We start from the raw sequence: 26500 nt of genomic DNA, 5'->3' as shown, positions 1-26500 counted from the left end.
TGCGGCGCGCGCCGGTAACGTCGTCGTATGGACACGTCCTGGTGGCTGGCGCTCGCGGCGGTGGTGCTCCTCGCACTGGTCGCCACGCTCGTCGACGGCTGGGGCCGCGGTCGCCGGCCCGCCGGGCGGCGCCTGCGGCCGCCGGGCCGGCCGGGCGCGCGGACCGGGCACGCGCCGGGGCCGTCCCCCGGGGACATCTGGTGGGCGCACGTCCCCTTCGAGGACCGGGCGGGGCACAAGGACCGGCCGTGCCTGGTGCTGGCCGTGCGCGGCGACCGGGCCACCGTCGCGAAGATCACCAGCAAGTACCACGACGAGCGCAGCGGGGTGATCCCGCTGCCGCCCGGCGCGGTCGGCGACGCGCAGGGCCGTCCCAGCTTCCTGGAGACCGACGAGCTGCGCGAGGTCCCGGTGGACGGCTTCCGCCGCCGGGTCGGCGTGGTCGACCCGGTCCTGTGGGACCAGGTACGGCACCTCGCGGGCTAGCCGATCCGGACGGTGACCGTCCATTCCTCGGTGCCCTCGCAGGACGCGCGGTCCGGCGCGGTGGGTCCGGGGCACAGGGGGCGGGACGAGGCGAGCCGCACCGTGCCGGCGGTCACCGCGCGGTAGGCGGCCGTGGCGTCGCCCGGCTGGAGGACGAACCCGGCGTTGACCGCCTCCAGCCCGGTGCCGCTCGCGGTGACCGGCTTCCAGGGGCGGGCCCTGGTGCCGTCCAGCGTGAGCCGGACCTCGCCGCCCTCGGCCACGCAGACGGTACGGCCGTGATCGGCGGCCGTCAGCTCCGCCCGGCCGGAGCAGCCGCCGGCGGACCGGCCGGCCGCCGGCGAACCGGTGCGCGGCGGCGCCTGGCCGTCGCTTCCGGAGTCCCGCTGGGAGCCGCAGCCGGCCAGGAGCAGCGCTGCCGCCGCGAGGGCGAGGGGCGTCGTTCGGCGCATGGGAGTCCGCCTTTCCGCAGGAGTACTGGTGCGGATGTGACGTACCACCGGCCCGCGCGGATCCCCGCTACGCCCAGAGCTGTCCCTGGAGGGTCGCGATGGCCTCCTCGGTGGTGGCCGCCGTGTAGACACCCGTGGACAGGTACTTCCAGCCACCGTCGGCCACGACGAAGACGATGTCGGCGCTCTCCCCCGCCTTGACGGCCTTGTTCCCGACCCCGATCGCCGCGTGCAGCGCGGCGCCGGTGGAGACGCCCGCGAAGATGCCCTCCTGCTGGAGGAGTTCGCGGGTGCGGGTGACCGCGTCGGCCGAGCCGACCGAGAAGCGGGTGGTGAGGACGGAGGCGTCGTACAGCTCGGGGACGAAGCCCTCGTCGAGGTTGCGCAGGCCGTAGACCAGGTCGTCGTAGCGCGGTTCGGCGGCGACGATCCGCACGTCCGGCTTGTGCTCGCGCAGGTAGCGGCCGACGCCCATCAGCGTGCCGGTGGTGCCGAGGCCCGCCACGAAGTGCGTGACCGAGGGCAGGTCGGCGAGGATCTCCGGGCCGGTGGTCGCGTAGTGGGCGCCGGCGTTGTCCGGGTTGCCGTACTGGTAGAGCATCACCCAGTCGGGGTGCTCGGCGGCCAGTTCCTTGGCCACCCGCACCGCGGTGTTGGAGCCGCCGGCGGCCGGCGAGGAGATGATCTCGGCGCCCCACATGCCGAGCAGGTCCCGGCGCTCCTGCGAGGTGTTCTCCGGCATCACGCACACCATCCGGTAGCCCTTGAGCTTGGCGGCCATGGCGAGGGAGATGCCGGTGTTGCCTGAGGTGGGTTCGAGGATCGTGCAGCCGGGGGTGAGACGGCCGTCCTTCTCCGCCTGCTCGACCATGTGCAGGGCCGGGCGGTCCTTGACCGAGCCGGTGGGGTTGCGGTCCTCCAGCTTGGCCCAGATCCGCACGTCCGGGGACGGCGACAGCCGCGGCAGGCGCACCAGAGGGGTGTTGCCCACCGCGGCCAGCGGGGAGTCGTAGCGCATCGCTGCTCGGGAGCCGATCAGCGCATGCCGCCGGCCACGGCCGGCAGGATCGTGACGTTGTCGCCGTCGGACAGCTTGGTCTGGATGCCGTCCAGGAAGCGGACGTCCTCGTCGTTCAGGTACACGTTGACGAAGCGGCGCAGCTGGTCGCCGTCCACGATGCGGGCCTGGATGCCGGCGTGCCGGGTCTCGAGGTCGGCGAACAGCTCGGCGAGGGTGTCACCGCTGCCCTCCACCGCCTTCTGGCCGTCGGTGTACTGGCGGAGGATGGTCGGGATGCGGACCTCGATGGCCATGGCTCAGGGCTCCTGTCGGAAGGTGTCGTCGGTTCGGTCAGGCGCGCGGCGCGGCCCGCCGCGGCGCGGGGCCGTACGGCGGCAGCGGGTGGATCAACTGAGGGCGCTGTTCAGCCTGCACAGGTCGACGTGCAGCCGCGCCACGAGCAGCGTGCCCGGTGCCCTGTCGCCCACGTCGAGAAGAACCATGGGCTCATCGTATCGATTCCCGGTCCGCGGCCCGGAGTGTGATTCCGCATGCCGGACGGATTCCGTCCGGTGAGCGAGATCAGTAGGCCGCCACGACCCTGACCTCCTCCTCGGTGACCTGGCCGTCCACGATCCGGAAGGACCGGAACTGGAAGTCTCCGAGGCCGTCGGTGTCGGCGGTGGAGACGAGGACGTAGTGCGCGCCGGGTTCGTTGGCGTAGGAGATGTCGGTGCGCGAGGGGTAGGCCTCGGTGGCGGTGTGGGAGTGGTAGACGACCACCGGCTCCTCGTCGCGGTCGTCCATCTCGCGGTAGAGCTTCAGCAGATCGCCCGAGTCGAACTCGTAGAAGGTGGGCGACATCGCCGCGTTCAGCATGGGGATGAAGCGCTCGGGGCGGTCCGAGCCCGCCGGGCCCGCCACCACGCCGCACGCCTCGTCGGGGTGGTCCTTGCGCGCGTGGGCGACGATCCGGTCGTACAGGGCCTGGGTGATGGTCAGCATGGACGCCAGGATAAGCAGAGGGCCGTCCTGTACCGGGTGGTGGTACGGGACGGCCCACATGCTGGACGTCCTGAGCGGCGGCCGTCGGGGGCGCCACGAGTGCTCCCGGCGGCCGGACGTCCTTTCTCGGAAGGGTCCGGGGTCGGGGTCAGCGCTTGTTGAAGGCCGCGGCCTCCGGGTCGCGGCGCTTGAGCACCAGGTAGGCGACGGCGAGGATCGCGCCCCACACCGGCGCGCAGTACAGCGAGACCCGGGCGTCCTTGTCGATGCCCATCAGCACGATCACCATGCCGATGAAGGCGAGCGCGATCAGGCTGGTCCACGGCGCGCCCGGGGCACGGAACTCCGAGCGGGGCAGTTCGCCGCGGTCGGCCTTGGCCCGGTAGCGGAGCTGGCAGATCAGGATGACGATCCACGCCCACATGCCGGAGATGGTCGCGAAGGACACCACGTAGTCGAACGCCTTGCCCGGCCACTGGTAGTTGATCCAGACGCCGACCAGCATCAGCGCGGCGGAGAACGTGGTGCCGACGAGCGGGGTACCGCTCGACGTCAGCTTGGTGAACGCCTTCGGGCCCTGGCTGTTGAGCGCCAGGTCGCGCAGCATGCGGCCGGTGGAGTACATACCGGAGTTGCAGGACGACAGCGCGGCGGTGAGCACGACGAAGTTGACGATGCCCGCGCCGGCCGGGAGGCCCATCCGCTCGAAGGCGACCACGAAGGGGCTGTTGCCGGCGCTGAAGCTGGTCCACGGCACGACCGACAGGATCATGATCAGCGCGCCGACGTAGAAGACGGCGATGCGCCACGGCACGGTGTTGATCGCCTTGGGCAGCACGGTCTTGGGGTCCTTGGACTCGCCCGCGGTCACACCGACCAGTTCGACGGCGAGGAAGGCGAACATCACCATCTGCAGGGTCATCAGCGTGTCGTCGACGCCGTGCGGGAAGAAGCCGCCCTGGTTCCACAGGTGGGAGACGGAGGCGGTGTCGCCGGCGTCGGAGAAGCCGATGGTGAGGATGCCGACGCAGATCAGGATCATGCCGATGATGGCGGTGACCTTGACCATGGAGAACCAGAACTCCAGTTCGCCGAAGAGCTTCACGGAGATCAGGTTGGCGCCGTAGAGGACGACGGTGAAGACCAGGGCCGACAGCCACTGCGGGATGTCGAACCAGTACGTCATGTATTTCGCCGCGGCGGTGACCTCGGTGATGCCCGTGACCACCCAGAACAGCCAGTACGTCCATCCGGTCACGAAACCGGCGAACGGGCCGATGAACTCGCGCGCGTAATCGGAGAACGAACCCGACACCGGGCGGTACATCAGCAGCTCGCCGAGTGCCCGCATGATCAGGAAGATGACAAGGCCCGCGACGGCGTACGCCAGGATGAGGCTGGGGCCGGCCTTGGAGATGCCCTTGCCCGCGCCGAGGAACAGGCCGGTGCCGATGGCACCGCCGATGGCGATCATCTGGATCTGCCGGGCTCCGAGCCCGCGCTGATACCCCTCGCCGCCCTCGCTGCCCTCGCCCCGCACGGCCTCATTGCCGTCGTGATGCTGATCGACCTGCGCTGAGGTCATGGTGGTGCGCCTTTCTCCATAACGACCCGGGCCGGTCAACGGCCGCGGATCGGGTCTCGATCCCCCCGGATAAATGGAGCTGTTGCCTGGCCGACGGTCGTCGGCTCGGTGGCGCACCCGGCCGAACATGGGTGGTGTTCGCCGGGCGGTCGTGAAGATTTATCACGCGCGCAATACTGATCACAGAGGGGCGGTGTGAGCCACGCCACAGATAAAAGCGGACAAAGATGGTCCGAAAGTATTAAAAATGACCGCGAGGGTGATGGGATCGTTATTCGGAATTGAGCGTTCCCTGAGCGAACAGCGAACGGAACCGGCCAATCCGGGTCACGACAGCAGGGTTGCCACCAAGGTCTCCTGGAGCCCGCCCAGCCAGAGGTAGGCCAGCACCATCGGCTTGCGGGGGTCTTCCTCCGGCAGCCGGTAGAGCAGATCCGTGTCGTCCTCGTCCGTGATCTCCAGCCGGGCGCCGATCGCCAGCCGCAGGTCGTTGAGCGCGCCGAGCCACTGCCGGGACTCCTCGCGGGTCAGCTTCAGCACCGCTCCGCCCTCGCCGGCCGCGGCGAGCGCGTCCAGGGAGCGGATCACGCCGAGGGCGTTCTCCCGCTTGCCCGCGCGCAGGTCGTTCTCGGTGTAGCGGCGGAACTCGGCGGAGTGCGCCCGCCGCTGCTCGGCCTCGGCCGGCGAGGCCGGGGCCTTGTCCGGGTCGCTGTAGGCGTCCGGGAAGAGCCTCCTGAGGACCGGATCGGCGGGCGGCTCGCTCGGGCCGTCGGCGAACAGCTCGGCGAGCGGGTCGTCCGGGGCGTCGGCGCCGGGCCCGGGGCCGATGAGTTCCAGGAGCTGGACGGCCAGCGACCGGATGATGGAGATCTCGACCTCGTCGAGCGCGACGGCCGCGCCGCCGCCGGGGAGCGGTTCGAAGTGTCCGGGCATCTGCGGCGTTTACTTCCGGTCCTGCTGGAGGGTGGCCCACAGGCCGTAGCCGTGCATCGCCTGCACGTCGCGTTCCATCTCCTCGCGGCTTCCGCTGGAGACGACCGCCCGGCCCTTGTGGTGGACGTCGAGCATGAGCTTGGTGGCCTTGTCCTTGGAGTAGCCGAAGTACGACTGGAAGACATAGGTCACATAGCTCATGAGGTTGACCGGGTCGTTGTGCACGATGGTGACCCAGGGGACGTCAGGCTCGGTTACGGGAGAACTCTCCTCCGCCGACGCGGGGCGTTCGATCTCTACGGGCGCGGGTGACGTCACACAGCCCATGCTGCCACGGCCTCCATAAATCGTCACACCGACGAAAAGGGAGTACGATTCCCCGACATGAACACAGCGGACCTTGGGCTGCCGGTGGACGTTCCCTCGACGGCGCTCTTCACGGACCAGTACGAGCTGACGATGCTGCGCGCCGCGCTGAAGGCCGGTACGGCCGAACGGCGGAGCGTGTTCGAGGTCTTCACCCGGCGGCTGCCGGACGGGCGCCGCTACGGCGTGGTGGCCGGCACCGGGCGCGTCCTGGACGCGGTGGAGAACTTCCGCTTCGACGCGGGCGTCCTGACCTTCCTGCGCGAGCGTCAGATCGTCGACGAGGAGACCCTGGCCTGGCTCGCCGGCTACCGGTTCGGCGGCGACATATGGGGCTACCCCGAGGGCGAGGTGTACTTCCCCGGCTCGCCGATCCTGCGGGTCGAGGGCAGCTTCGCCGAGTGCGTCCTGCTGGAGACGGTGATCCTGTCCATCCTCAACCACGACTCCGCGATCGCCGCCGCGGCCTCCCGGATGGCCTCCGCCGCCGGTGACCGGCCGCTGATCGAGATGGGCGCCCGGCGCACCCACGAACTGGCCGCGGTGGCCGCCGCCCGCGCCGCCTACGTCGGCGGCTTCGCCACCACCTCCGACCTCGCGGCCGGGTTCCGCTACGGCATCCCCACCGTCGGCACCTCGGCGCACGCCTTCACCCTGCTGCACGACCGCGAGCGGGACGCCTTCCGGGCCCAGGTGGAGACCCTCGGCCGGGGCACCACCCTCCTGGTGGACACCTACGACGTCACCGAGGCCGTCCGTACGGCGGTGGAGGTGGCCGGCCCCGAGCTGGGCGCGGTCCGCATCGACTCCGGGGACCTGCTGCTGGTGGCCCACCGGGTGCGGCAGCAGCTGGACGAGCTGGGCGCGACGGACACGAAGATCATCGTGACCTCGGACCTGGACGAGTACGCCATCGCCTCGCTGGCCGCCGCCCCCGTGGACGCCTACGGCGTCGGCACCCAGCTGGTGACCGGCTCCGGGCACCCCACCAGCTCCATGGTCTACAAGCTGGTCGCCCGCGCCGACTCCGCCGACCCCAAGGCGCCGCTGGTGCCGGTCGCGAAGAAGTCCAGCGGCGGCAAGGTGTCGGTCGGCGGCCGCAAGTGGGCGGCGCGCCGGCTGGACGCGGACGGGACCGCCGAGGCCGAGGTGGTCGGCACCGGGCCGGTGCCGGCCGAGCTGGCCGACCGGCAGCTGCTGGTGCCGCTGGTGCGCGGCGGGACGGTGGTGGCCCGCGAGTCGCTGGACGTGACCCGGGACCGGCACATCGCGGCCCGGGCGAATCTGCCGCTGTCCGCCACACAGCTCTCGCGCGGGGAACCCGTCATTCCGACGGAGTATGTCCACGGGCGCTCGGGTAGCTAAAGCGCGACCGCCGTCCGCCCCCTCTCACCCCTCCCGCACGGGCCCGGAAGTCTCTAGGCTCGGTTACTTCACTCTCAGTCGAAGGACACCCACCATGCGCCGCGCCTTGATCGTCGTAGATGTGCAGAACGACTTCTGCGAGGGGGGCAGCCTCGCGGTGGCCGGAGGGGCGGACGTGGCCGCCGCCGTGACCGAGCTGATCGGGGAGGCGGCGGGCACGGGCTACCGGCACGTGGTGGCCACCCGCGATCATCACATCGCGCCCGGCGGCCACTTCGCGGACGACCCCGACTACGTCCACTCCTGGCCCGCGCACTGCGTCGCGGGCACCGAGGGCGTGGGCTTCCACCCGAACTTCGCTCCGGCGGTCGCCTCCGGCGCGGTGGACGCCGTGTTCGACAAGGGGGCGTACGCGGCGGCGTACAGCGGCTTCGAGGGCGCGGACGAGAACGGCGTGTCCCTGGCCGCCTGGCTCCGCTCCCGGGAGATCACGGAGGTGGACGTGGTGGGCATCGCCACGGACCACTGCGTGCGCGCCACCGCCCTGGACGCCGCGCGGGAGGGCTTTCGCACCCAGGTCCTGCTGGACCTCACGGCCGGTGTGGCCGCGGAGACGACCGAGCGGGCCCTGGAGGAGCTGCGCGCGGCGGGCGTCGAGCTGACGGGCAAGCCGGTCGTCGGCGGCTAGGAAGGCGGGCCGCCGCACCCCACGGGCCGCCGCGCCGCACGGGCCGCCTCAGCCCACCGCCGCCGGCCTCCGCAGCAGCGCGCGGATGGGATGCCACAGCTCGGTCGCCGGGACGCCGTCGGCCGTGGGGGCCGTGCGCCAGACCAGGCCGTCGGGATGGTGCAGGACCGCCGTGATCTCGTCCGGTGTCGGAGGCTCGGCGTTGCCCCGCAGGTACACCGCCCGCAGGCCCAGGTTCCTCAGCCGGGTCAGGGCGCGCGCACGGTTGGCGGCGTGCACCAGGACCCGCACGCGGGCGGGGCCGTACGGCAGGTTCAGTGCCACCACCACCGTGCCGTTCGGCAGCTTGCAGAAGCCTCCAGCGGCCATGCGGTCACATCCCCGTTCCGGTCGGTGTCAATAAGCGCTGCATAGGCGCACCTAAACACGATCGGCGGCAACCCGCCAGAGGGTTGCCGCCGATACGCTACTGACCTGCGGTTTCGGGAATTACTTCACCGCGGGCCCCACCTTGAGCGAGATCGTCGAGCCGTCCTTGGCCTCCTTGACGATCGCGATCTTGGTGTTGGTGTCAGTGACCTTCACGCCACCGGTCGGGTTCGCCGGGTCGTAGTAGGCGCTCGCGTGGTCGTTGAAGACCGGCACGCCCTTCGAGCCCTTGATCTTCAGCGCGACGTCGGCCTTGTGCAGGGTGATGCCGTCCGTGGCGTACAGGCTGAACGGCGAGTCGTAGGCCTGGACGCGGTTGCGCAGCAGCGTGCCGTCGGCCCACTTCAGCGCCGTCGGGTGCGAGTCGACCGGCAGGATCAGACCGGTGCCCGGGTGGCCGTTGGTGCTGTTGGTGTTGTTGTCGGCCTGGGAGGTGTCCCACTTCCAGATCAGCAGGCCGTTCTGGTACGGGTAGTGCTCCACCCAGTCCGGACGCGACGCGAAGCCGAAGTTGTACGGGCCCGTCTTCAGCGTCTTGTCGTACGACACGTACTGCCGGTTCTCGGCGATGTAGTACTGCTTGTAGTCCTTGGTGAAGGACGCTCCGATGCGGGAGAAGCCGTTCGCGCTCCAGCCGGCGTCCGCCTTCTCGGCGTCGTCGGAGAACAGCGGGGTGCCGTCGGCGGTCACGGTGATCTCGTCGGCGGTGAAGCCGTTCTCCGCGACACCGCCGTCGGTGGCGTAGCGGAAGCGCAGGTCGATCTTCTTGCCCGCGTACGCGTCCAGCGGGAACGACAGCTTCTTGTGCGTCTGCGAGAAGCCGCTCAGCGCCGGCTTGCCGCTGGCGTCCTTCGGCAGGGCCTGGCCGTCCGCCGTGCCGTCCAGCGCGGTCCAGTTGGCGCCGCCGTCGGTGGACACCTCGGTGTAGACGTAGTCGTAGCCGTCCTCGGTGGCCCACCAGCCGTCCAGGGTGAGGCTCGCCGAGGTCTTGCCGGACAGGTCCACGGACCGGGTCAGCGTGTTCTTCAGGTCGTTGCCGCTGCCGCTCCACCACTGGGTGGAGCCCTGGGCGGGCTGGGTGATCGTGGTGGTGACCGCCTTGTCGGGCAGGTTGACCACGAGGGCCTGCTTGTCGAAGGTGTTGTACTCGGCCGGGCCCAGCTTGTGCGTGGACTGCTTGCCGGCCGTGGCGGTGTCGAAGTTCAGCCAGCCCAGCTGGAGCTTGTCCCAGGCGTTCATGTCGCCGGGCAGGTCGCCGATGGACTCCTCGCCCCGGCCGAGCCAGGAACCGGAGGACATCAGGGTCCAGAAGCCGGTGGAGTTGTCGCCGCCCGCGGTGTCGTACTCGTCCGGCAGACCGAGGTCGTGCCCGTACTCGTGGGCGTAGACGCCGAGGCCGCCGTTCTCCGGCTGGATGGTGTAGTCGCCGACCCAGATGCCGGTGTCGCCGACCTGGGTGCCGCCGAGCTTGTTGTTCTGCGGGCCGGTGGCGCCGGCGTCGGTGCCGAAGGCGTACCAGCGGTGGGCCCAGATCGCGTCCGTGCCCTGGACGCCGCCGCCCGCGGACTCGTCCTCGCCGGCGTGCACGATCTGGAAGTGGTCGACGTAGCCGTCCGGCTCGTTGAAGTCGCCGTCGCCGTCATAGTCGTACCGGTCCCACTGGTCGTACTGGGCGAGGTCCTTCTTGATGTCGGCGTCGCTGCGGCCGGCCGCCTTCTGCTGCGCGACCCAGGCGCCCAGGCCGTCGCTGACGATGTTCCACACGCTCGGGCAGTTGGTCGAGCCACAGGCGTTGTTGCCGTAACGGGCCTCGTTGTACGGGACCTTGACCCAGTCGGTGACCTCGCCGGAGACCGAGTAGCGGCCCGAGGACTGCTTCTCGTAGTACTTCTTCAGCGACTCGGTCTTCTTGCCGGTGCCGAAGTAGAGGTCCTGGTAGTGCTTCTGGTCGTAGTCCTTCTGCCAGGCCGTGGAGTTGTCCTTCGTGCGGTCCGGCGCGGCGATCCGGTTGTGCAGCGGGCCCGCGGCGCCGCCGTACTTGGGGTCGGTCTTGTCGCCGAACTCCACCAGGATCGTGAAGATCTTGTCGGTCTTCTCGCGGCTCAGCTCGACGTACTTGCTCTTGCCCTTGCGGCTCTTGAGCTTGACGACCTTGGAGCCGTTGCGCTCCTGCGCGGTGGCCTTGCCCGATATGAGCTGCTTCAGGGCCTCTTCGCGCTGGGCGTCCTGGGTCTTGCTCAGCGGGCCGTCCAAGTCGTGCTTCTGCTGCTTCACCGGCGCGGGGTCGTGCCGGTCGGCGGCGGCGGGCCGGGGCCGGGTGTTCGCCTCGGCGACGGCGAACGTCGCGAACGAGGCGGACGCCGCCGCGAGGGTCACGCCGATGGCGGCCGCTCTGAACGTCCAGGATCTGCTGGTCACTTGAGTTCCTCCCCCGCGCCGCGCACACGGACAGGGGGTTCCGGGCATGGAGGAATCCGTGCGCGCAAGATCAACGCGTGTAGTCAAGTGACGACATTTGACTAGAGGTTTGGCAGAAAAGACAGACCTTGACTTGAGCAGGACAAGTGCACTATGCGGAGGTGGAGTTCGCTTTACGGACAGGTGCCGAGGTGTCGACCGGCGTGCCGCCGACGCCGTCCGACGAGACGGTGACTCCGTGCGCCCCCCGTGCACCGGTACCGTAGGTTAGGCCACGCTTACCGGGCGTCCCGCTCGGGCATGGACGCCAGGAGAATCGAACGGCACGCCCGCTTCCCGCCCCGAAGACTGCCGAGGACACGATGGCCATGCCTCGTCCGACCACCGCACAGTTCGCCTACGGCTCCTGCACCGTGATCTTCTCGACGCTCGCCATGCTGCTGCTGTCCCAGACGGCCTCGGGCCCCTGGATCGCCGTCATCGCCGTCGCGGCCCTCGCGCTGGGCCTGCTGGTGGCATGGACGGTCCCCGCACCGGGGGCGGGCGGAGCGCAGGCGCCCGCCGAGCCCGTGGCCGACGAGCGGCGCGTGCCCACGTCCCTGTGACCGGCCGCGGCGCGCTCAACGGGTGCTGACCACCACCGTCTTGGCCGCCTTGTCGTGCAGGCCCTGTTTGTACGGCTTGTCGAAGAAGCTCCAGCCGCCGGCGACGGCCGTCCAGACACAGGCGCAGCAGAAGGCGAACGGCACCCACAGCACCAGGGCGCGGGTCAGCGACGTCGGCATGGACGGGGTGGCGCCGTTCTCCAGGTTGGCCACCCGCAGGTTGAGCCACTTCTTGCCGAGGGTCTGTCCCGACTTGCCGATCATGACGGTGTCGTAGGCGATGTAGAGCACGGCCGCGATCAAGGACTGGGCGATGGACCGGCCGACCTCGATCCGGTCGCCGTCGACGGTGTACTCGCGCACGCCGAACACCGAGGTGAGCAGCCAGACGACGATGCCGACGAGGACCATGTCGATGATCCGCGCGAGCGTGCGCTTGCCGCTGTCCGCGAGCGGGGGCATGCCGGCCAGCGGATCGGCGGGATAGCCACCGGCCCCGGACCCGTACGGGCCGCCGCCGGGGCCTCCTCCGTAAGGGCCGCCGCCGTAGGGGCCGCCGGAGGGCGGGGGCTGGCCGCCGCCGTACGGCGGCGGGGTGTCGCACGGCGAGCCCTGTCCCTGGTCCGACGGGGGCCGCTTCCTGAAGGGGTCGTCCTCGGGGGGCTGCTCTCCGGAGCCGGGGGGCGTCTCGCTGCTCATGGCCCGAGTGGAACCCGTGGGCCGCCGCCGCGCATCCGGCAGACGGCCGTACGGAGTACGTCCCCGCCCCGGCCTCAGCCCGCGACGAACGTGTGCGCCGCCTTGTCGTGCCAGCACTGGCGCCAGGGCCGGTCGAACAGACACCACAGCACGCCGACGGCACCGACGAGGAGCAGGCCCGGCACGCTGAACACCAGCCAGCGGCGCAGCGCCGGGGCGAACGTCGGCGGCTCGTGCGCCTCGATGTCCCGCACCTCCAGACCGCACAGCTTCTTGCCGAGGGTGCGGCCCCAGCGGACGGTGGGCAGCACCTCGTACAGGACCCCGGCGAGCAGCAGCACGGCGAGGACGATGCCGAGGCTGGTGCCGGTCGTGCCGTCGACCAGCCACACGGTGACCTGACGGCCGGACAGCCGGGCCGCGTCGATCTTCCGCTGCACGTGGTCCACGGCCCGGGTGCCGAGCGGCACCGCCGCGGCGGCCGTCACGGCGCCGATCACGGCCAGGTCGATCAGGCGCGCCGCGAGGCGCCTGCCGAGCCCGGCGGGACGCGCGGCGGCCTGCCGGCGCGCGGCGGCCTGGAAGAGGTCCTCCACCGGCGGCTTCCACGGCGCGACGGACGCCTCGTCCGCGCCACCGGCCAGCTGGTGCACCTGCTGCGCCCAGGACGCCTGCCCGCCACCGGGCCCGGTGGTCACCGGGGTGACGGGGACGGCGGGAGCGGACTGCTGCGGCACGGGGGACGCCACGGCGGACCGGGGTGGCTGGGAGGTGGGGCCCGGCTGGGGTGCCTGGGCCGCCGGAGGTGTCTGCGCGGCGGCGGCTTGGGCGGCGGCGGCCTTTCCGGCGCCGAAGCCGGGGGCGGCGGGGGCGGCGGGGGTGCCGACGGGGCCCTGGGGGCCGAAGCCGGCCGGGGTGCCTTCGGAGGCGGCGGGGCCGGGCGGGTCGGAGGGTACGGGGCGGATGGTCATCGTGCCGTCGTCGGTACGGCCCGCCGCCGGGCCGGGCACCGGACGCCGGAAGACGAACGTCCCGGGGTCCGGGGCGTCGCCGTCGGGCGCCGGAGGAAGGGTCGCGGTGCCGTCGGCACGCGCGGCACCCGGACCGCCGGGTCCGGCCGGAGAGTCCGCCGGCATCCGCGGATCGGCACCCCAGCCACCGCGCCCGGCGTCCCCGCCGAACCCGGCCGACCGGTCCCGCTGCCCGGGAAGCCCGGGAGCGGCGGGCTGCCCGGGGGCACCGGACGGGCCGGAGGCACCGGTCTGGCCGGGCACCCCGGGAGCGCCGGGCAGACGGGGGTCACCGGCCTGGGCAGGGGCACCGGGCAGACCCGGCCCACCGGACTGAGCAGCGGCGCCGGGCAGACCGGTGGCTTCCGGCCGGCCGGGTGTTCCGGGCCGGGGTGCCGGGGCCGGCTGGCTCCACTGGGCGGGCGGACCGCCTTGGGCCGCCGTGTCCGCCGGGGGCCACTGACCGGCCTGGCCGCTTTGGCCCGCCTGATCCACGGCCTCCCACTGACCGGCCTGGGCCCACTGGTCGGCTGAGCCGGCCGGACCGCTCCGAGCCGGTTGGGCCCACTGGGTGACGGGCTCCTGACGGCCGGGCGTGTCCTGTGGCCCGGGGCCGGTGGTCTGCCCGGGCTCGGTGCGGGGCGTCGCCAGGGCGGCGGGCGGGTCCTCGTCGAAGAAGTGGGGGCCCGTCTCCTCCACGGAGGGGACGGCCGGCCGGATGCCGGGGGGCGGGATGAGCGGCTCGCCGTCCTTCGGCGCCGGGCGGCTGGTGCCGGGCACCCAGGAGGCGCCGTTCCAGTACCGGACGTAGCCGGGGATGGACGGGTCCGGGTAGTAGCCCTCGCGGGGCCTGTCGTCGCCGGGTGCCGGGGTTGGGGCGCTCATGTCCGTCGTCCCGTATCTGCTCGGGGGTGGGATGGGGGCCTCCACATCTATCAGACCGGGGCACCCCGCAACGCCAGTCCCGCGGGACCCACTCCTTTCCGGGCAACGCCGTACGGGCGTCCACGGGCCCGCGGAAAAAACTTCCCCCGACCCGCGTAATGGTCCCGCCCCCGACCGCTCTCCCCTGGTACGGGCCCGGTCCGAGCGGCCCCGAGCAGAAGGGAAACACCGTCATGCGGCACACCGTGGTGGAGCGGGAGCTGGAACTGGGGCTCGTCCTGGCGCCGGGACACAGCGTCCCCGTGCCGGCCCGGCTCACGTACCGCTCCGACGACCCCTACGCCGTCCACATCGCCTTCCACATCGACTCCGAGCAGCCCGTGCACTGGACGTTCGCCCGCGAACTGCTGGTGGAGGGGGTGTTCCGGCCGTGCGGGCACGGGGATGTGCGGGTGTGGCCGGCGAAGGCGGACGGGCGCGCCGTCGTCCTGATGGCGCTGAGCGCGCCGGACGGCGACGCGCTGCTCCAGGCGCCGGCCGCGCAGGTGTCGGCCTGGCTGGAGCGGACGGTGCGGGCGGTGCCGCCGGGGGCGGAGGGCGGGCAGCCGGGCCTCGACGACGCGCTCGACCAGCTCCTCGCCCGGTGAGCCGGGCGTCGGGGCACGAGGTGTCAGAACAGCTTGCCGGGATTGAGGATGCCCAGCGGATCGAAGGCCTGCTTCACGGCCCGCTGCATCTCCACTCCGACCGGCCCCAGCTCCCGGGCCAGCCACTCCTTCTTCAGCACGCCGACCCCGTGCTCCCCGGTGATCGTGCCGCCCAGCTCCAGGCCGAGGGCCATGATCTCGTCGAAGGACTCGCGGGCCCGGCGGGACTCGTCGGGGTCGCGGGCGTCGAAGCAGACGGTGGGATGGGTGTTGCCGTCGCCGGCGTGCGCGCAGACGCCGATCGTCAGGTCGTGGCGGGCGGCGATCCGCTCGACGCCGTCCAGCATCTCGCCGAGCCGGGAGCGGGGCACGCACACGTCGTCGATCATCGTCGTGCCCTTGACCGCCTCCAGCGCGGTCAGCGAGAGCCGCCGGGCCTGGAGCAGGAGGTCGGACTCGGCCGCGTCCTCGGCGGGCACGACCTGCGTGGCGCCGGCCGCCTCGCACAGCGCGGCGACGGCGGCGAGGTCGGCGGCGGGGTCCGGCGTGTCGAAGGCGGCGAGCAGCAGCGCCTCGGTGGTCTCGGGCAGCCCCATGTGAGCGAGGTCGTTGACCGCCTTGACGGTCGTACGGTCCATCAGTTCGAGGAGGGAAGGAACGTGACCGCCCGCCATGATGCGGCACACGGCGTCGCACGCGGCGCTCGCCGAGCCGAACTCGGCGGCCAGCACCAGCTGCCGGGGCGGCTTGGGCTTCAGCGCCAGGACCGCGCGGACGACGATGCCGAGCGAGCCCTCGGAGCCGACGAAGAGCCGGGTGAGGTCGTAGCCCGCGACACCCTTGGCGGTGCGCCGGCCGGTGGACATCAGGCGGCCGTCGGCGAGGACGACGTCCAGGCCGAGGACGTACTCGGCCGTCACGCCGTACTTGACGCAGCACAGGCCGCCGGAGGCGGTGCCGATGTTGCCGCCGATCGTGCACATCTCCCAGCTGGAGGGGTCCGGCGGGTAGTACAGGCCGTGTTCCTCCACCGCGTGGGAGAGGGTCGCGTTGATGACGCCCGGTTCCACCACGGCGATCCGGTCGACGGGGCTGATCTCCAGGATGCGGTCCATCTTGGTCAGGGACAGCGCGATACAGCCGTCGGTGGCGTTGGCGCCGCCGGACAGCCCGGTGCGGGCGCCCTGCGGGACGACGGGGACGCGCAGTTCCGTGGCGGTGCGCAGCACGTGCTGCACCTGCTCGACGGTGCGCGGCAGGACGACGACGGCGGGCCGGCCGGCCGGGCAGAAGCTCGCCATGTCGTGGGCGTAGGAGGCCGTGACGTCGGGATCGGTCAGGACGGCCTCCGGCGGCAGGCCGGCCAGGAGCCGGGCGGTGAGGTTGCCGGTGTGCTCGTCGCGTGGCGCTTCGATGCGGCTCATGATCACAGCGTGGCACTCACGGCCATCGGTGTGAACCCCGCCCGCGCCGCCCTTGGGCCACCCGGATGTGCTCGTCATATTGACGCACAGTGAGCGCCATGGACAACCGGCAGTGCGTGGGTACGTCCCTGATCCCGGAGCCGCCGGCGCCGCGCCGGTCCGTGCGGCTGGCGCGGTGGGTGCTGGTCGCCTCGCTCGTGGGCAGTGTCGCCGTGGGCGCGGCGCTGGTGGTGCTGCCGGAGCCGCCGCGGCACGGACCGGCCCGGCCGCCCGCCGCCGGCCCGCAGTCCCGGCCGCAGGCGCAGGCACCGGCGGTGGTGACCTACGGCGTGCCGGCCGCGCTGCCCGGGCTCACCGCGCTGATCGGGCGGCAGGAGCAGCGGGTGCGGCAGCACCCGAAGGACGCGCCGGCCTGGGCGGTGCTGGGGTCGGCGTATGCGGAGCGGGGGCGCCGGACGGGTGACGCGGCGGACTATCCGCGGGCCGAACGGGCGCTGAGGACCTCCCTGGAGGTACGGGGCACGCGGAACACCGAGGCGCTGGACGGGCTGGCGTCGCTGGCACTGGCGCGCCGGGACTTCCCGGCGGCGAAACAGTACGCCGAGCAGGCCCGGAAGGCGGCGCCGAAGCGGTGGTCGGCGTATCCGGCGCTGATCGACGCCTACACCGGGCTCGGCGACTACGAGAAGGCCCGTTCCGCCCTGGACAAGCTGCTGGCGCTGCGTACCGACGCGACGGCGCGGCCGGCGGTGATGGCGCGGGCGGCGGCGGTGTACCGGGACCGCGGGTGGCGCGAGGACGCGGTGGCCCAGCTGACCGACGCGGCCGCCGCCGCCCGCACCCCGGCGGAGCAAGCCGCCTGGCTGGCCGGTGTGGGGCAGCTGGCCTGGGAGCGCGGGGACCTGCCGGACGCGCTGGACCACTTCGAGGCCGCGCTGCGGCTCGACCCCGGCCAGCGGGCCGCGCCGGCCGGGCGGGCGCGGACGCTGGCCGCGCTGGGCCGCACCTCGGAGGCGCTGGCCGCCTACCGGGCCGCCGTCGCGAAGCGGCCGCGCCCGGAGGACCTGCTGGAGCTGGGCGAGCTGTACGAGTCGCTGGGGCAGCAGGGCGCCGCCGAGGAGAGTTACGCGCGGATGCGGGAGGCGGTGGGGCTCTCGGTGGCGGGCGGAGTGGACGAGGAGTTGCTGATCGGCCGGTTCGAGGCGGACCACGGTGACCCGTGGGAGGCCGTGGAGCGGCTGGAGGAGGAGTGGCGGCGGCAGCCGGGTATCGAGGTGGCCGACGCGCTGGGCTGGGCGCTGCACCGGACCGGCGAGGACCACAAGGCGCTGACGTACGCGGCCGTCGCCACGGACAAGGCGAAGGGCGGCGGGGTGCGCAACGCGCTGTACGCCTTCCACCTGGGGGTGATCGAGGCGGAGCTGGACCGGGCCGGCCCCGCGCGGCGGCACCTTCAGGAGGCGCTCCGGATCAATCCGTACTTCTCGCCGCTGCGGGTGCCGATGGCGCAGGAGGCACTGCGGGAGCTGGGCGACGTGCCCGACGAGCCGCCGCCCAGCGAGTAGGGCCCGCGGTTACAGGTTGCCCCGCTTGGCCTGCTCGCGCTCGATCGCCTCGAACAGGGCCTTGAAGTTGCCCTTGCCGAAGCCCATCGAGCCGTGCCGCTCGATGAGTTCGAAGAACACGGTCGGCCGGTCCTGGACCGGCTTGGTGAAGATCTGCAGCAGGTAGCCGTCCTCGTCGCGGTCGACGAGGATCTTCAGTTCGCGCAGGGTGTCGACCGGCACGCGGGTCTCGCCGGCCCACTCGCCGAGGGTGTCGTAGTAGGAGTCGGGGGTGTCCAGGAACTCCACGCCGGCCGCGCGCATGGTGCGGACGGTCTGCACGATGTCGTTGGTGTTGAGCGCGATGTGCTGGACGCCGGCGCCGCCGTAGAACTCCAGGTACTCGTCGATCTGGGACTTCTTCTTGGCGATGGCGGGCTCGTTGATCGGGAACTTGACCTTGAGGGTGCCGTCCGCGACCACCTTCGACATCAGCGCGCTGTACTCGGTGGCGATGTCGTCGCCCACGAACTCCTTCATGTTCGTGAAGCCCATGACCTTGTTGTAGAAGGCCACCCACTCGTTCATCCTGCCGAGTTCGACGTTGCCGACGCAGTGGTCGATGGCCTGGAAGGTGCGCACGGCGGGCGGCGCGACGATCGGCTCGGCCGCCGCGTAACCGGGCAGGTACGGGCCGTCGTAGCCGGAGCGGTCGACCAGGGTGTGGCGGGTCTCGCCGTAGGTGGCGATCACGGCGAGGACGACGGTGCCGTTCTCGTCCTTCACCTCGTAGGGCTCGGTGATGCCGCGCGCGCCGTTCTCCACGGCGTAGGCGTACGCGGCGCGCGCGTCCGGGACCTCGATGGACAGGTCGACGACGCCGTCGCCGTGCTCGGCCACGTGCCGGGCGAGGAAGTGGCCCCAAGGACCGGCCGGCTTGATCACCGAGGTGAAGACGAACCGCGCGGAGCCGTTCTCCAGCACGTAGGCGGCGGTCTCGCGGCTGCCGTTCTCCGGTCCGGAGTAGGCGACCAGCCGCATGCCGAAGGCGGTGGAGTAGTAGTGCGCCGCCTGCTTGGCGTTGCCCACGGCGAAGACGACCGCGTCCATTCCCTTGACCGGGAAGGGGTCGTCCTGCCGTACGGTCGTGTCGGGAGTGTGGTGTGTGGTCTGCGTCATACCCGAAGGGTGGCTCCGCCCTGCAAGGTGCGCAATAGTTCGCGAATCCGCTGGGCAATCTGTTCAGCGGTACGACCGCTCGGGCGGTCTTTCTGTACAGGATGACCATCTCAGGGGGTGCCGTGGCGATCGATCATCTGGACGGGCGGATCATCGTGCTGCTGGCGGAGGAACCGCGCATCGGCGTGCTGGAGATGTCCCGGCGGCTGGGGGTGGCGCGGGGCACCGTGCAGGCGCGGCTGGACCGGCTCCAGTCGAACGGCGTCGTCCGCGGCTTCGGCCCGCAGGTGGACCCGGCGGCCCTCGGCTATCCGGTCACCGCGTTCGCCACCCTCCAGATCCGGCAGGGCCAGGGCGCCGACGTCCGCGCGCATCTGGCGACCGTGCCGGAGGTGCTGGAGCTTTTGACCACCACCGGCAGCGGGGACATGCTGTGCCGGCTGGTGGCCCGCTCGAACGCGGATCTGCAACGGGTGATCGACCGGGTGGTGGGCTTCGACGGCATCGTGCGGGCCTCCACGACGATCGTGATGGAGACACCGGTGCCGCTGCGGGTGATCCCGCTGGTGGAACAGGCGGCCCGGGAGGGGCGGTAGGCGTCGGCGTGTCTAGCAGCTCGGGACCGGGCCCTTGCCCTTCTCCAGGGCCACCAGGGAGTCGACGGCGCTCTTGAGCGTGGTCACCGGCACCAGGCGCAGTCCCTCGGGCAGCTCGGCCCCGGCCTCGGCGCACTCCGCCTTCGGCACCAGGAAGACGGTGGCCCCGTCGCGGCGCGCGGCCTGTGTCTTCAGGGCCACCCCGCCGACCGCGCCGACCCGGCCGGCGGCGTCGATCGTGCCGGTACCGGCGATGGTGCGGCCGCCCGTGAGGTCGCCGCCGCGGCCGTCGCCGTCCAGCTTGTCGATGATCCCGAGGCTGAACAGCAGGCCCGCGCTGGGTCCGCCCACGTCGGCGAGGCGCAGGTTCACCTTGACCTGGTCCGCGCCGAGCCCGAGGTGCTTCAGCGCCGCCTGGGTGGCGGAGTCCTGGGACTGCCGCATCTGCGCCAGGTTGTGCTTCTCGATCTCCTTGACGGTGTCCCCGCTCGGGTAGACCGAGTCGCGCGGCATGACGGCCCGGTCGGTGCGGAACCAGTTGCCGGCCACGTCGCCGAGGGAGATCCGGGCGTCCGGTCCGGTCGCCACGATGGTGGTCATCCGCAGTTGGCCGCTGGTCTTCCGGGTCGCCGCGCCGGAGACGGTGATCACCGGGGTGCCCTGGTACTTGCCGAGCACGTTCGCCGTCGTGCCGGGCTGCGCCACCGAGAACGGCAGCGGCGCGAACGCCGCGGTGGCGAGCAGGGCCACGACGGGCAGCGCGCAGACGGCGAGGGCCTGGGGGCGTGTGAGACGTGAGAGCACGGGATCAATCTAACGCGAGGGCACACGAGGGCCGGAGGCCACCGCGATCGGCACAGCGCGCTCCGCTGCGGGCGGGGGCCGGCGCAGCACCTCGCCCCACCGACACGGGCGGGCGTCAGCGCAGGGCCTCCCCCGCTGGCACACGCGAGGGTCAGCGCAGTGCTTCCGCGACTTCGCGGGCCGCCTCCACCACCCTCGGGCCGACCCGCTCCGGTACGGCGTCCGCCAGCATCACCACGCCCACGCTGCCCTCGACCCCCGTGACCCCGACCAGCGGGGCGGCGGCACCGCTCGCGCCGGCCTCCAGTTCGCCGTGGGTGAGGGTGTAGCCGGGGTCGGCGGACGGCGACTGGCGGGCGGCGAGGATGGCCCGGCCCGCGGCCCCCCGGTCGAGAGGGTGCCGGAAACCGGCCCGGTAGGCCACGTGGTAGTCGGTCCAGGTCGGTTCGACCACGGCGACGGCGAGCGCCTCCGTGCCGTCGACCAGTGTCAGGTGCGCGGTGGCCCCGATGTCCTCGGCGAGGGACCGCAGGGCGGGCAGCGCGGCCTCGCGTACCAGCGGGTGCACCTGCCGGCCGAGCCGCAGCACCCCGAGGCCGACCCGGGCCCGGCCGCCCAAGTCCCGTCGTACCAGGGCGTGTTGTTCGAGCGTGGCGAGCAACCGGTAGACGACGGTCCGGTTCACGCCCAGTTTCGTGGACAACTCGGTGACGGTCAGCCCGTGGTCGGTGTCGGCCAGCAGCTTGAGGACGCGCAGTCCCCGGTCGAGCGTCTGAGAGGTCTCCGCGGTCACGACGCCCACTCCTTCGGCGGTGAGGTCGGCGGGTCCCTGAGCGGCGGATGCGTCACCGAGTCCCGTCGGCGACGCGCTTCAGAGGCCGCCGATCGGCAGGACGGCCCGGCAGCTCCGAGCCGAAGTCGCTTCACGGCTGCGCTCCGCGGCGGCGCTGCCACGGGGCGTATGCGTAGCCGGACAGTAGCGAAGCCGGTTCGCTGAGCGGAAGTCTCAGTCCAGAATCCGGGCAAGGCCAGATCCGGCCTGCCTGCATTCGTCCGGATACGCACACCGTGAGGGCGCCGAAACGGACTCGAACAGAACGCTGTGGGTTCACCCCGGGCCGGAGACCCGACCCACCGGGGCCCGGGACGGCGCGGCCTCACTCCGGGTGGGGCGGCCGTCACTTCATGCGCGTCGCCCACTCCTGGACCTTGGCGATCCGCTGGCGCAGCTGGCCCGCCGTGGCCTCCGCGCTCGGTGGCCCGCCGCACACCCGCCGCAGCTCGGTATGGATCACCCCGTGCGGCTTCCCGCTCTGGTGCACGTACGCGCTGACCATCGTGTTCAGCCGCTTCCGCAGCTCCATCAGCTCCTTGTGCGACACCACCGGCCGCCGCTCCGCCGGCAGCTCCAGCAGGTCGGCCTCCGTGTCCGGCTTCTTCCGGCTGTGCGCGATCTGCCGGGCCTGCCGCTTCTGCAGCAGCAACTGCACCTGATCCGGCTCCAGCAGCCCCGGAATCCCCAGGTAGTCCTGCTCCTCCTCGCTCCCGGGGTGCGCCTGCATGCCGAACTCGGCGCCGTCGTAGAGCACCCGGTCGAACACCGCGTCCGACTCCAGCGCCTCGAACGGCAGCATGTCCTGCTCGCCGGTGTCCTCGTCCTGCTGCTTGTTCGCCTCCTCCATCTCCTTCTCGGATTCGGCGTACGGGTCCTCCTCACCCTCCTTCTTCGGCTTGTCGAGGGCGTGGTCCCGTTCCTTCTCCATCTCGTTGGCGAAGGTCAGCAGGTCGGGCACGGTCGGCAGGAACACGGACGCGGTCTCGCCACGCCGCCGGGACCGTACGAAACGCCCGACGGCCTGCGCGAAGAACAGCGGCGTCGAGATCGTCGTGGCGTACACGCCGACCGCCAGCCGCGGCACGTCGACGCCCTCGGACACCATGCGTACGGCGACCATCCACCGGTCGTCGCTCGCGCTGAACTCGTCGATCCGCTTCGAGGCGCCGGTGTCGTCCGACAGGACGAGCGTCGCCTTCGTCCCCGTGATCTCCCGGATCAGCTTGGCGTACGCGCGCGCGGAGTCCTGGTCGGAGGCGATGACGAGCGCGCCCGCGTCCGGGATGGCCTTGCGGACCTCGGTCAGCCGCTGGTCGGCGGCGCGCAGCACGCTCGGCATCCAGTCGCCGCGCGGGTCGAGGGCCGTACGCCAGGCCTGGCTGACCGCGTCCTTGGTCATCGGCTCGCCGAGCCGCGCGGCGACCTCGTCGCCGGCCTTGGTGCGCCAGCGCATGTTGCCGCTGTAGGAAAGGAAGATCACCGGCCGGACGACGCCGTCCGACAGCGCCGACCCGTACCCGTACGTGTAGTCGGCGGCCGACCGCCGGATCCCGTCCGCCCCCTCCTCGTACGTCACGAAGGGGATCGGGTTGGTGTCGGAGCGGAACGGCGTACCGGTCAGCGCGAGGCGCCGGGTGGCCGGCTCGAACGCCTCCAGGCACGCCTCGCCCCAGGACTTGGAGTCGCCGGCGTGGTGGATCTCGTCCAGGATCACCAGGGTCTTGCGCTGCTCGACCCGGTTGCGGTGCAGCATCGGGCGCACGCCCACACCGGCGTACGTCACGGCGACGCCGTCGTACTCCCTGCCGAGCGGGCCCGCGCTGTACTCGGGGTCGAGCCTGATCCCGATCCGGCCCGCGGCCTCGGCCCACTGCTTCTTCAGGTGCTCGGTGGGCGCGACCACCGTGACCTGCTGCACGACGTGGTGGTGCAGCAGCCAGGAGGCCAGGGTCAGCGCGAAGGTGGTCTTGCCGGCTCCGGGCGTGGCGACGGCGAGGAAGTCGCGCGGCTGCTCCTGGATGTACTTCTCCATCGCCCCCTGCTGCCAGGCTCGCAGCTTGCTGGCGGTACCCCAGGGAGCCCGGCCCGGGAAGGCGGGCGAGAGGTGATGGGAGGAGGCGGAGGATGCGGCGGTGGTAGTCACGGTCTCCGTGGATCAGGGTCGGGCGGCTACGTACGACAACCGGGCCACCCTACCGGCGCCGCCCGCCGCGCACGGCGCGAACGAGCCGCAGTCGCCCCCGGGTGGGAGCGACATCACAGCGGCCCCGCGAGCGCCCGCCGTCACTCAGCTCGCGGGGGTGCGTTCGCGTAGCCGCGTCGTCACCCAGGAGCCCGCCAGCGCCACCGCGGCCATCGGCAGGAAGACGGCGGCGAAGGCAGCGGGGTGGCCGCCGTCGCCCGCGGTGGTGGCGGCGGTGCTGCCGCCGCCCAGGGCCGCGAAGGCCGCGCCGGTGGCCGCGAGCAGGACGACGTTGGACAGGGCGTCGGAGATCTGGAGCGCGGCGGAGTTGGCGCCGGCCTCCTCGGGGGCGGACAGCTTCAGCAGCAGCACGCTGGTGGAGGAGATCACCAGCCCCATCCCGAAACAGCCGACGGCCCAGGCGACGGCGACGGTCCACACGGGCACGGAGTGGATCAGCACGCTGGGCGCGGTCAGGACCGCGGCGGCGACCAGCACCATGCCCAGGGTCATCAGCCGCTCCCGGTACGGCGCCAGGCGCGGCCGGGACTGCGCGAACGAGCCCAGCGCCCAGGTCCCGCCGCCGGCCGCGAGCGAGAACCCGGCGAGCGTGGGCGACAGACCGCGCTGGGTGACCAGCATCAGCGGTACGAAGGACTCGGCGGTGATGAAGGACCCGGCCGCCACGCCGCGCAGCAGCACGACGGAGGGCAGGCCGCGGGCGGCCCGGTAGGTGCCGCGGGGCAGCAGGCCGAGAACGGCGGGCACCAGCAGCGCGGCCCCGGCCAGCCCCGGGAGCAGGGAGAGGGGACGCAGGTCCTGGGCGGCGTACTGGAGGAGGCCGGCGCCGAGGGAGATCCCGAGGGCGAGGCGGATGCGGCGCCGGTCGAAGGCGCCGGCGGCGGCCCGCTCGTCCACCGGGCCCGAGGCCCGCCGGCGTATCTGGGGCAGGGCGAGGGCGAGCGGGAACACCACGAGGACGGGGATGCCGAGGAAGACCCAGCGCCAGCCGAGCTGCTCGGTGACGGCGCCGGAGGCGAGGGGGCCGACGATGGACGGTACGACCCACCCGGCGGCGAACGCGGCCATGATCGCGGGCCGCAGCCGCTCGGGATAGGCCCGGCCGACGACGACGTACAGCGCGACGATGACCAGCCCGCCGCCCAGGCCCTGCACGGCCCGGCCGAGGATGAACACCCACATGGCCTGCGCGGTCCCGGCGACGACGAGTCCGGCGGCGAAGGCCGCGATGCCGCAGGTCAGCGCGGAGAACGGGCCGCGCCGGTCGGACCACTGCCCGGCGAGCACCATGCCGAAGAGGCTGGTCGTGAAGTACCCGGAGAAGGCGAACGCGTACAGCGCCACGCCGTCCAGTTCCCGGGCGGCGACCGGCATCGCCGTTCCCACGGCGGTCGCCTCGAACGCGATCAGCACGACGACGGACACGATCCCGACACTGAGCGCCCGGTAGGCCCGGCTCAGCACGCCGGACGCCTGGTCGGCCGGGGGATCGAGGACAGCGGGGTCACGGGATTCGAGGGCGCTCATGTCCGTCAGGGTAAGGCGCACAACCGACACTGACTCCTGTCAGGAGCCCCACCTCGCCTCGTCCCTTGGTCGTACGTCCGGCACCGCTTCATGAACGGCGTGTGGCAGTCGCATTGCGGCCCCGCAGAACCCCTTGAGCCCCGCCCTCACCCCCCATAGATTCATCTCACCAACACGGCCGTGTGCCCGAGTGGTTCAGGGACTCGCCTGCGCTGCATCCAACAGCGGGCTCCGCCCGCGGGGAGTTACGCGGGTTCGATTCCCACCACGGCCGAGAACAACAACACAACACGGCCGTGTGCCCGAGTGGTTCAGGGACTCGCCTGCAAAGCGAGTTACGCGGGTTCGATTCCCGCCACGGCCTCAAGTGCCTTGACCAGGCGAAACGAAAGGGCGGCACCCTCATGCAGGGGGCCGTCCTTTCGGCCGTTCGTCTCGTTTCCGTCTCAGCTGGGTCGTGGGACGGTGCCATGGCCCCGCAATGACTCACTCACAGCATCGATCAGTCGGCTGTGCTCACGTCCGGATACTGGTCCTGACCCGGTGTCAGAGCACCCCGTCCGTCTCGTCCTGGAGCAGGTGGGTCCAGTAGTGCCAGGTTGTTTCCGGGAGGGTGGCTGTGGGGTCGATGGAGTCCAGGGTGTGGAGCATGAGGGTGACCAGGTGGTCGTAGGCGCGGGTGGCCAGTTCGTGGCCCAGGTGGGCGTCGATCGTGCGCTCGTGGTGGATGAGCCACAGGGTGAACGCCAGGGTGGAGACGTCGGTGTTGAGGGCGTGGAGCGTGGCGTCCGGCTCGCTGAACGTCAGCACCGCGCCCGTTCTGCCGTCCACCACCAGGCTGGTCTCGTCCCTCAGGCGGCCGAGGCGGATCAGATGGTCGCAGTGGGCCGGGAGGTCGGTGACGGGGTAGCCGGGGCGTTCCTCGGTGAAGTACTCCCGGAGCGTGCGCAGCGGGACGTCCGTGTCGGCGTGGAAGAAGACCGCCGACTCCGGCAGTCCCGTCTCGCGCAGGAAGCGGCGCGTCGGCTCGTGGGTGAGCGTCGGCGGGAAGTCGACCTCCTCTGAACGGGTCACCCTGCCGTGCCCGAACTCCTGGTCCAGGACGCGCGCGGGGACGTCCAGGGCGAGCCCCGAGGCCGTACCGGGGCCGGCGACCAGCGCGAGGGGACGGATCAGGGCCGCCGCCTTCCAGTACGGCGGGACCACGCCGTCCGAACCCTCCTGGAAGAGGGTGAGGAGGCGGCGGGAGGCCTCGGTCACCACCTGAGGGCCGTACTGTCCCGCCAGGGACGCGAACCGGCCGCGCAGGCCCGTCAGTTCCTCGGTCACCGCGGCGAACCGCAGGAGCGTGTGCAGGGAGGACGCCAACGGGCGCGCGTCGTACGGGTCGCACAGGTACGCCGTGGTCAGCTCGCCCGTGGCGCCGTCCAGCAGGATCGACTCGCGCTCCCGGCCGGCCGTGGTGAGCAGTTCGCCTATGACCAGCCGGCCGCGCAGCTCCTCGGCCAGGCGCAGGGGGCCGTCGGCGGCGTCGGCGAGGGTGCGCAGGCCGTGCGTGCGCAGCGGGGAGAAGGTCAGCAGGTCGGTCACCGCGGGCAGGCCGGTGCCGGCGAGCAGGCCGCGCGTCGGCGCGTGGGTGACGTAGCGGTCCAGCTCCGCCTCGGTCAGCGTGATCGCCGGAACCCCGGCGTCGGTCGTGCTCATCGCTCCCCCGCGATCTTCCCCGTGCGTGACGGGCCCGCGCACACCGTCGTACGCGGCCCCGGGCAGGTGCCCTCACCGCTTCGCACCCTACGCCGCCCCACTGACAACGGC

General features: G+C 72.1%; 26 protein-coding genes and 2 tRNA genes. 9 read left to right on the top strand and 19 right to left on the bottom strand.

What is annotated here, in order from left to right; translation table 11 throughout:
* The first annotated feature begins 27 nt into the window (after nt 1-27).
* Entirely contained in the window at nt 28-486 is a 459-nt protein-coding gene (locus tag SCK26_RS23555) for a type II toxin-antitoxin system PemK/MazF family toxin (protein ID WP_318203307.1), read from the top strand.
* On the opposite strand, the gene SCK26_RS23550 is transcribed toward SCK26_RS23555, so the two are convergent.
* The 8 genes from SCK26_RS23550 to clpS form a co-directional block, all read right to left on the bottom strand.
* The gene (locus SCK26_RS23550; RefSeq protein WP_318203306.1) at nt 483-938 is read right to left on the bottom strand and encodes a hypothetical protein; all 456 of its coding nucleotides are present in this window, start codon (nt 936-938) and stop codon (nt 483-485) included. The two genes, SCK26_RS23555 and SCK26_RS23550, sit on opposite strands and share 4 nt — an antisense overlap.
* Nucleotides 939-1005: 67 nt before the next feature.
* Nucleotides 1006-1956 (bottom strand): cysteine synthase, encoded by a 951-nt coding sequence (locus tag SCK26_RS23545; protein ID WP_318203305.1) that lies wholly within the window; start codon nt 1954-1956, stop codon nt 1006-1008.
* Nucleotides 1957-1973: 17 nt separating this feature from the next.
* A complete protein-coding gene (locus tag SCK26_RS23540; protein WP_318203304.1) occupies nt 1974-2252 on the bottom strand; it encodes a MoaD/ThiS family protein in 279 nt (92 codons plus the stop codon).
* A gap of 93 nt (nt 2253-2345) precedes the next feature.
* Nucleotides 2346-2441, bottom strand: coding sequence for a putative leader peptide (locus SCK26_RS23535; protein WP_318203303.1), 96 nt, complete (start codon nt 2439-2441; stop codon nt 2346-2348).
* Between the two features lie 79 nt (nt 2442-2520).
* Complete coding sequence (locus SCK26_RS23530; RefSeq protein WP_318203302.1) at nt 2521-2943, bottom strand: M67 family metallopeptidase; 423 nt, start codon at nt 2941-2943, stop codon at nt 2521-2523.
* 148 nt (nt 2944-3091) lie between these two features.
* A complete protein-coding gene (locus SCK26_RS23525) occupies nt 3092-4528 on the bottom strand; it encodes an amino acid permease (RefSeq protein WP_318203301.1) in 1437 nt (478 codons plus the stop codon).
* Between the two features lie 327 nt (nt 4529-4855).
* Nucleotides 4856-5461 (bottom strand): DUF2017 domain-containing protein, encoded by a 606-nt coding sequence (locus SCK26_RS23520; RefSeq protein WP_318203300.1) that lies wholly within the window; start codon nt 5459-5461, stop codon nt 4856-4858.
* A 9-nt stretch (nt 5462-5470) separates the two neighbouring features.
* Nucleotides 5471-5788, bottom strand: a complete 318-nt coding sequence (gene clpS, locus SCK26_RS23515; protein ID WP_318203299.1) for an ATP-dependent Clp protease adapter ClpS — start codon at nt 5786-5788, stop codon at nt 5471-5473.
* Nucleotides 5789-5845: 57 nt separating this feature from the next.
* Here clpS and SCK26_RS23510 point away from each other — a divergent pair, with 57 nt between their 5' ends.
* Nucleotides 5846-7192, top strand: a complete 1347-nt coding sequence (locus SCK26_RS23510; protein WP_318203298.1) for a nicotinate phosphoribosyltransferase — start codon at nt 5846-5848, stop codon at nt 7190-7192.
* A 94-nt stretch (nt 7193-7286) separates the two neighbouring features.
* Nucleotides 7287-7880 carry an isochorismatase family protein gene (locus SCK26_RS23505; protein WP_318203297.1) on the top strand — a complete coding sequence of 198 codons (594 nt, stop codon included), beginning with the start codon at nt 7287-7289 and terminating at the stop codon, nt 7878-7880.
* Between the two features lie 48 nt (nt 7881-7928).
* Here the strand turns inward: SCK26_RS23505 and SCK26_RS23500 are convergent, their stop codons facing one another.
* Both SCK26_RS23500 and SCK26_RS23495 read right to left on the bottom strand, forming a co-directional pair.
* Complete coding sequence (locus SCK26_RS23500) at nt 7929-8249, bottom strand: hypothetical protein (RefSeq protein ID WP_318203296.1); 321 nt, start codon at nt 8247-8249, stop codon at nt 7929-7931.
* A gap of 120 nt (nt 8250-8369) precedes the next feature.
* Entirely contained in the window at nt 8370-10727 is a 2358-nt protein-coding gene (locus SCK26_RS23495; RefSeq protein ID WP_318203295.1) for an immune inhibitor A domain-containing protein, read from the bottom strand.
* A gap of 368 nt (nt 10728-11095) precedes the next feature.
* On the opposite strand from SCK26_RS23495, the gene SCK26_RS23490 reads away from it, so the two are divergent.
* A complete protein-coding gene (locus tag SCK26_RS23490) occupies nt 11096-11332 on the top strand; it encodes a hypothetical protein (protein WP_318203294.1) in 237 nt (78 codons plus the stop codon).
* A gap of 15 nt (nt 11333-11347) precedes the next feature.
* Here the strand turns inward: SCK26_RS23490 and SCK26_RS23485 are convergent, their stop codons facing one another.
* Both SCK26_RS23485 and SCK26_RS23480 read right to left on the bottom strand, forming a co-directional pair.
* The gene (locus tag SCK26_RS23485; RefSeq protein ID WP_318203293.1) at nt 11348-12031 is read right to left on the bottom strand and encodes an RDD family protein; all 684 of its coding nucleotides are present in this window, start codon (nt 12029-12031) and stop codon (nt 11348-11350) included.
* Between the two features lie 74 nt (nt 12032-12105).
* Nucleotides 12106-13926 carry an RDD family protein gene (locus tag SCK26_RS23480; RefSeq protein WP_318203292.1) on the bottom strand — a complete coding sequence of 607 codons (1821 nt, stop codon included), beginning with the start codon at nt 13924-13926 and terminating at the stop codon, nt 12106-12108.
* Between the two features lie 233 nt (nt 13927-14159).
* Between SCK26_RS23480 and SCK26_RS23475 the strand changes: the two genes are divergently transcribed.
* A complete protein-coding gene (locus tag SCK26_RS23475) occupies nt 14160-14573 on the top strand; it encodes an SsgA family sporulation/cell division regulator (RefSeq protein ID WP_318203291.1) in 414 nt (137 codons plus the stop codon).
* 23 nt (nt 14574-14596) lie between these two features.
* On the opposite strand, the gene SCK26_RS23470 is transcribed toward SCK26_RS23475, so the two are convergent.
* A complete protein-coding gene (locus tag SCK26_RS23470; protein WP_318206074.1) occupies nt 14597-16003 on the bottom strand; it encodes an FAD-binding oxidoreductase in 1407 nt (468 codons plus the stop codon).
* 92 nt (nt 16004-16095) lie between these two features.
* Here SCK26_RS23470 and SCK26_RS23465 point away from each other — a divergent pair, with 92 nt between their 5' ends.
* Nucleotides 16096-17562: a tetratricopeptide repeat protein gene (locus SCK26_RS23465; RefSeq protein WP_318203290.1), complete on the top strand. Its 1467-nt coding sequence runs from the start codon at nt 16096-16098 to the stop codon at nt 17560-17562.
* A 9-nt stretch (nt 17563-17571) separates the two neighbouring features.
* Here the strand turns inward: SCK26_RS23465 and hppD are convergent, their stop codons facing one another.
* Nucleotides 17572-18720, bottom strand: coding sequence for a 4-hydroxyphenylpyruvate dioxygenase (gene hppD, locus SCK26_RS23460; protein ID WP_318203289.1), 1149 nt, complete (start codon nt 18718-18720; stop codon nt 17572-17574).
* 122 nt (nt 18721-18842) lie between these two features.
* Between hppD and SCK26_RS23455 the strand changes: the two genes are divergently transcribed.
* Nucleotides 18843-19316 (top strand): Lrp/AsnC family transcriptional regulator, encoded by a 474-nt coding sequence (locus tag SCK26_RS23455; RefSeq protein ID WP_181794477.1) that lies wholly within the window; start codon nt 18843-18845, stop codon nt 19314-19316.
* 12 nt (nt 19317-19328) lie between these two features.
* On the opposite strand, the gene SCK26_RS23450 is transcribed toward SCK26_RS23455, so the two are convergent.
* The 4 genes from SCK26_RS23450 to SCK26_RS23435 all read right to left on the bottom strand — a co-directional run bounded on the left by SCK26_RS23450 (nt 19329) and on the right by SCK26_RS23435 (nt 24685).
* Nucleotides 19329-20120 carry a S16 family serine protease gene (locus SCK26_RS23450; RefSeq protein ID WP_318203288.1) on the bottom strand — a complete coding sequence of 264 codons (792 nt, stop codon included), beginning with the start codon at nt 20118-20120 and terminating at the stop codon, nt 19329-19331.
* Nucleotides 20121-20271: 151 nt separating this feature from the next.
* Nucleotides 20272-20913: an IclR family transcriptional regulator gene (locus tag SCK26_RS23445; protein ID WP_318203287.1), complete on the bottom strand. Its 642-nt coding sequence runs from the start codon at nt 20911-20913 to the stop codon at nt 20272-20274.
* A 385-nt stretch (nt 20914-21298) separates the two neighbouring features.
* A complete protein-coding gene (locus tag SCK26_RS23440; RefSeq protein ID WP_318203286.1) occupies nt 21299-23098 on the bottom strand; it encodes a DEAD/DEAH box helicase in 1800 nt (599 codons plus the stop codon).
* A 144-nt stretch (nt 23099-23242) separates the two neighbouring features.
* Nucleotides 23243-24685 carry an MFS transporter gene (locus tag SCK26_RS23435; RefSeq protein WP_318203285.1) on the bottom strand — a complete coding sequence of 481 codons (1443 nt, stop codon included), beginning with the start codon at nt 24683-24685 and terminating at the stop codon, nt 23243-23245.
* 176 nt (nt 24686-24861) lie between these two features.
* Here SCK26_RS23435 and SCK26_RS23430 point away from each other — a divergent pair.
* Nucleotides 24862-24959, top strand: a tRNA-OTHER gene (locus tag SCK26_RS23430).
* Between the two features lie 18 nt (nt 24960-24977).
* A tRNA-Cys gene (locus tag SCK26_RS23425) sits at nt 24978-25049 on the top strand.
* Between the two features lie 182 nt (nt 25050-25231).
* On the opposite strand, the gene SCK26_RS23420 is transcribed toward SCK26_RS23425, so the two are convergent.
* Entirely contained in the window at nt 25232-26389 is a 1158-nt protein-coding gene (locus SCK26_RS23420) for an SUKH-4 family immunity protein (RefSeq protein ID WP_318203284.1), read from the bottom strand.
* Nucleotides 26390-26500: the final 111 nt, after the last annotated feature.

It is taken from the genome of Streptomyces sp. SCL15-4, from assembly GCF_033366695.1.
Lineage (GTDB): Bacteria > Actinomycetota > Actinomycetes > Streptomycetales > Streptomycetaceae > Streptomyces.
The sequence above is the reverse complement of the archived record's forward strand: the minus strand, read 5'-3'. Positions and strand labels throughout refer to the sequence as shown.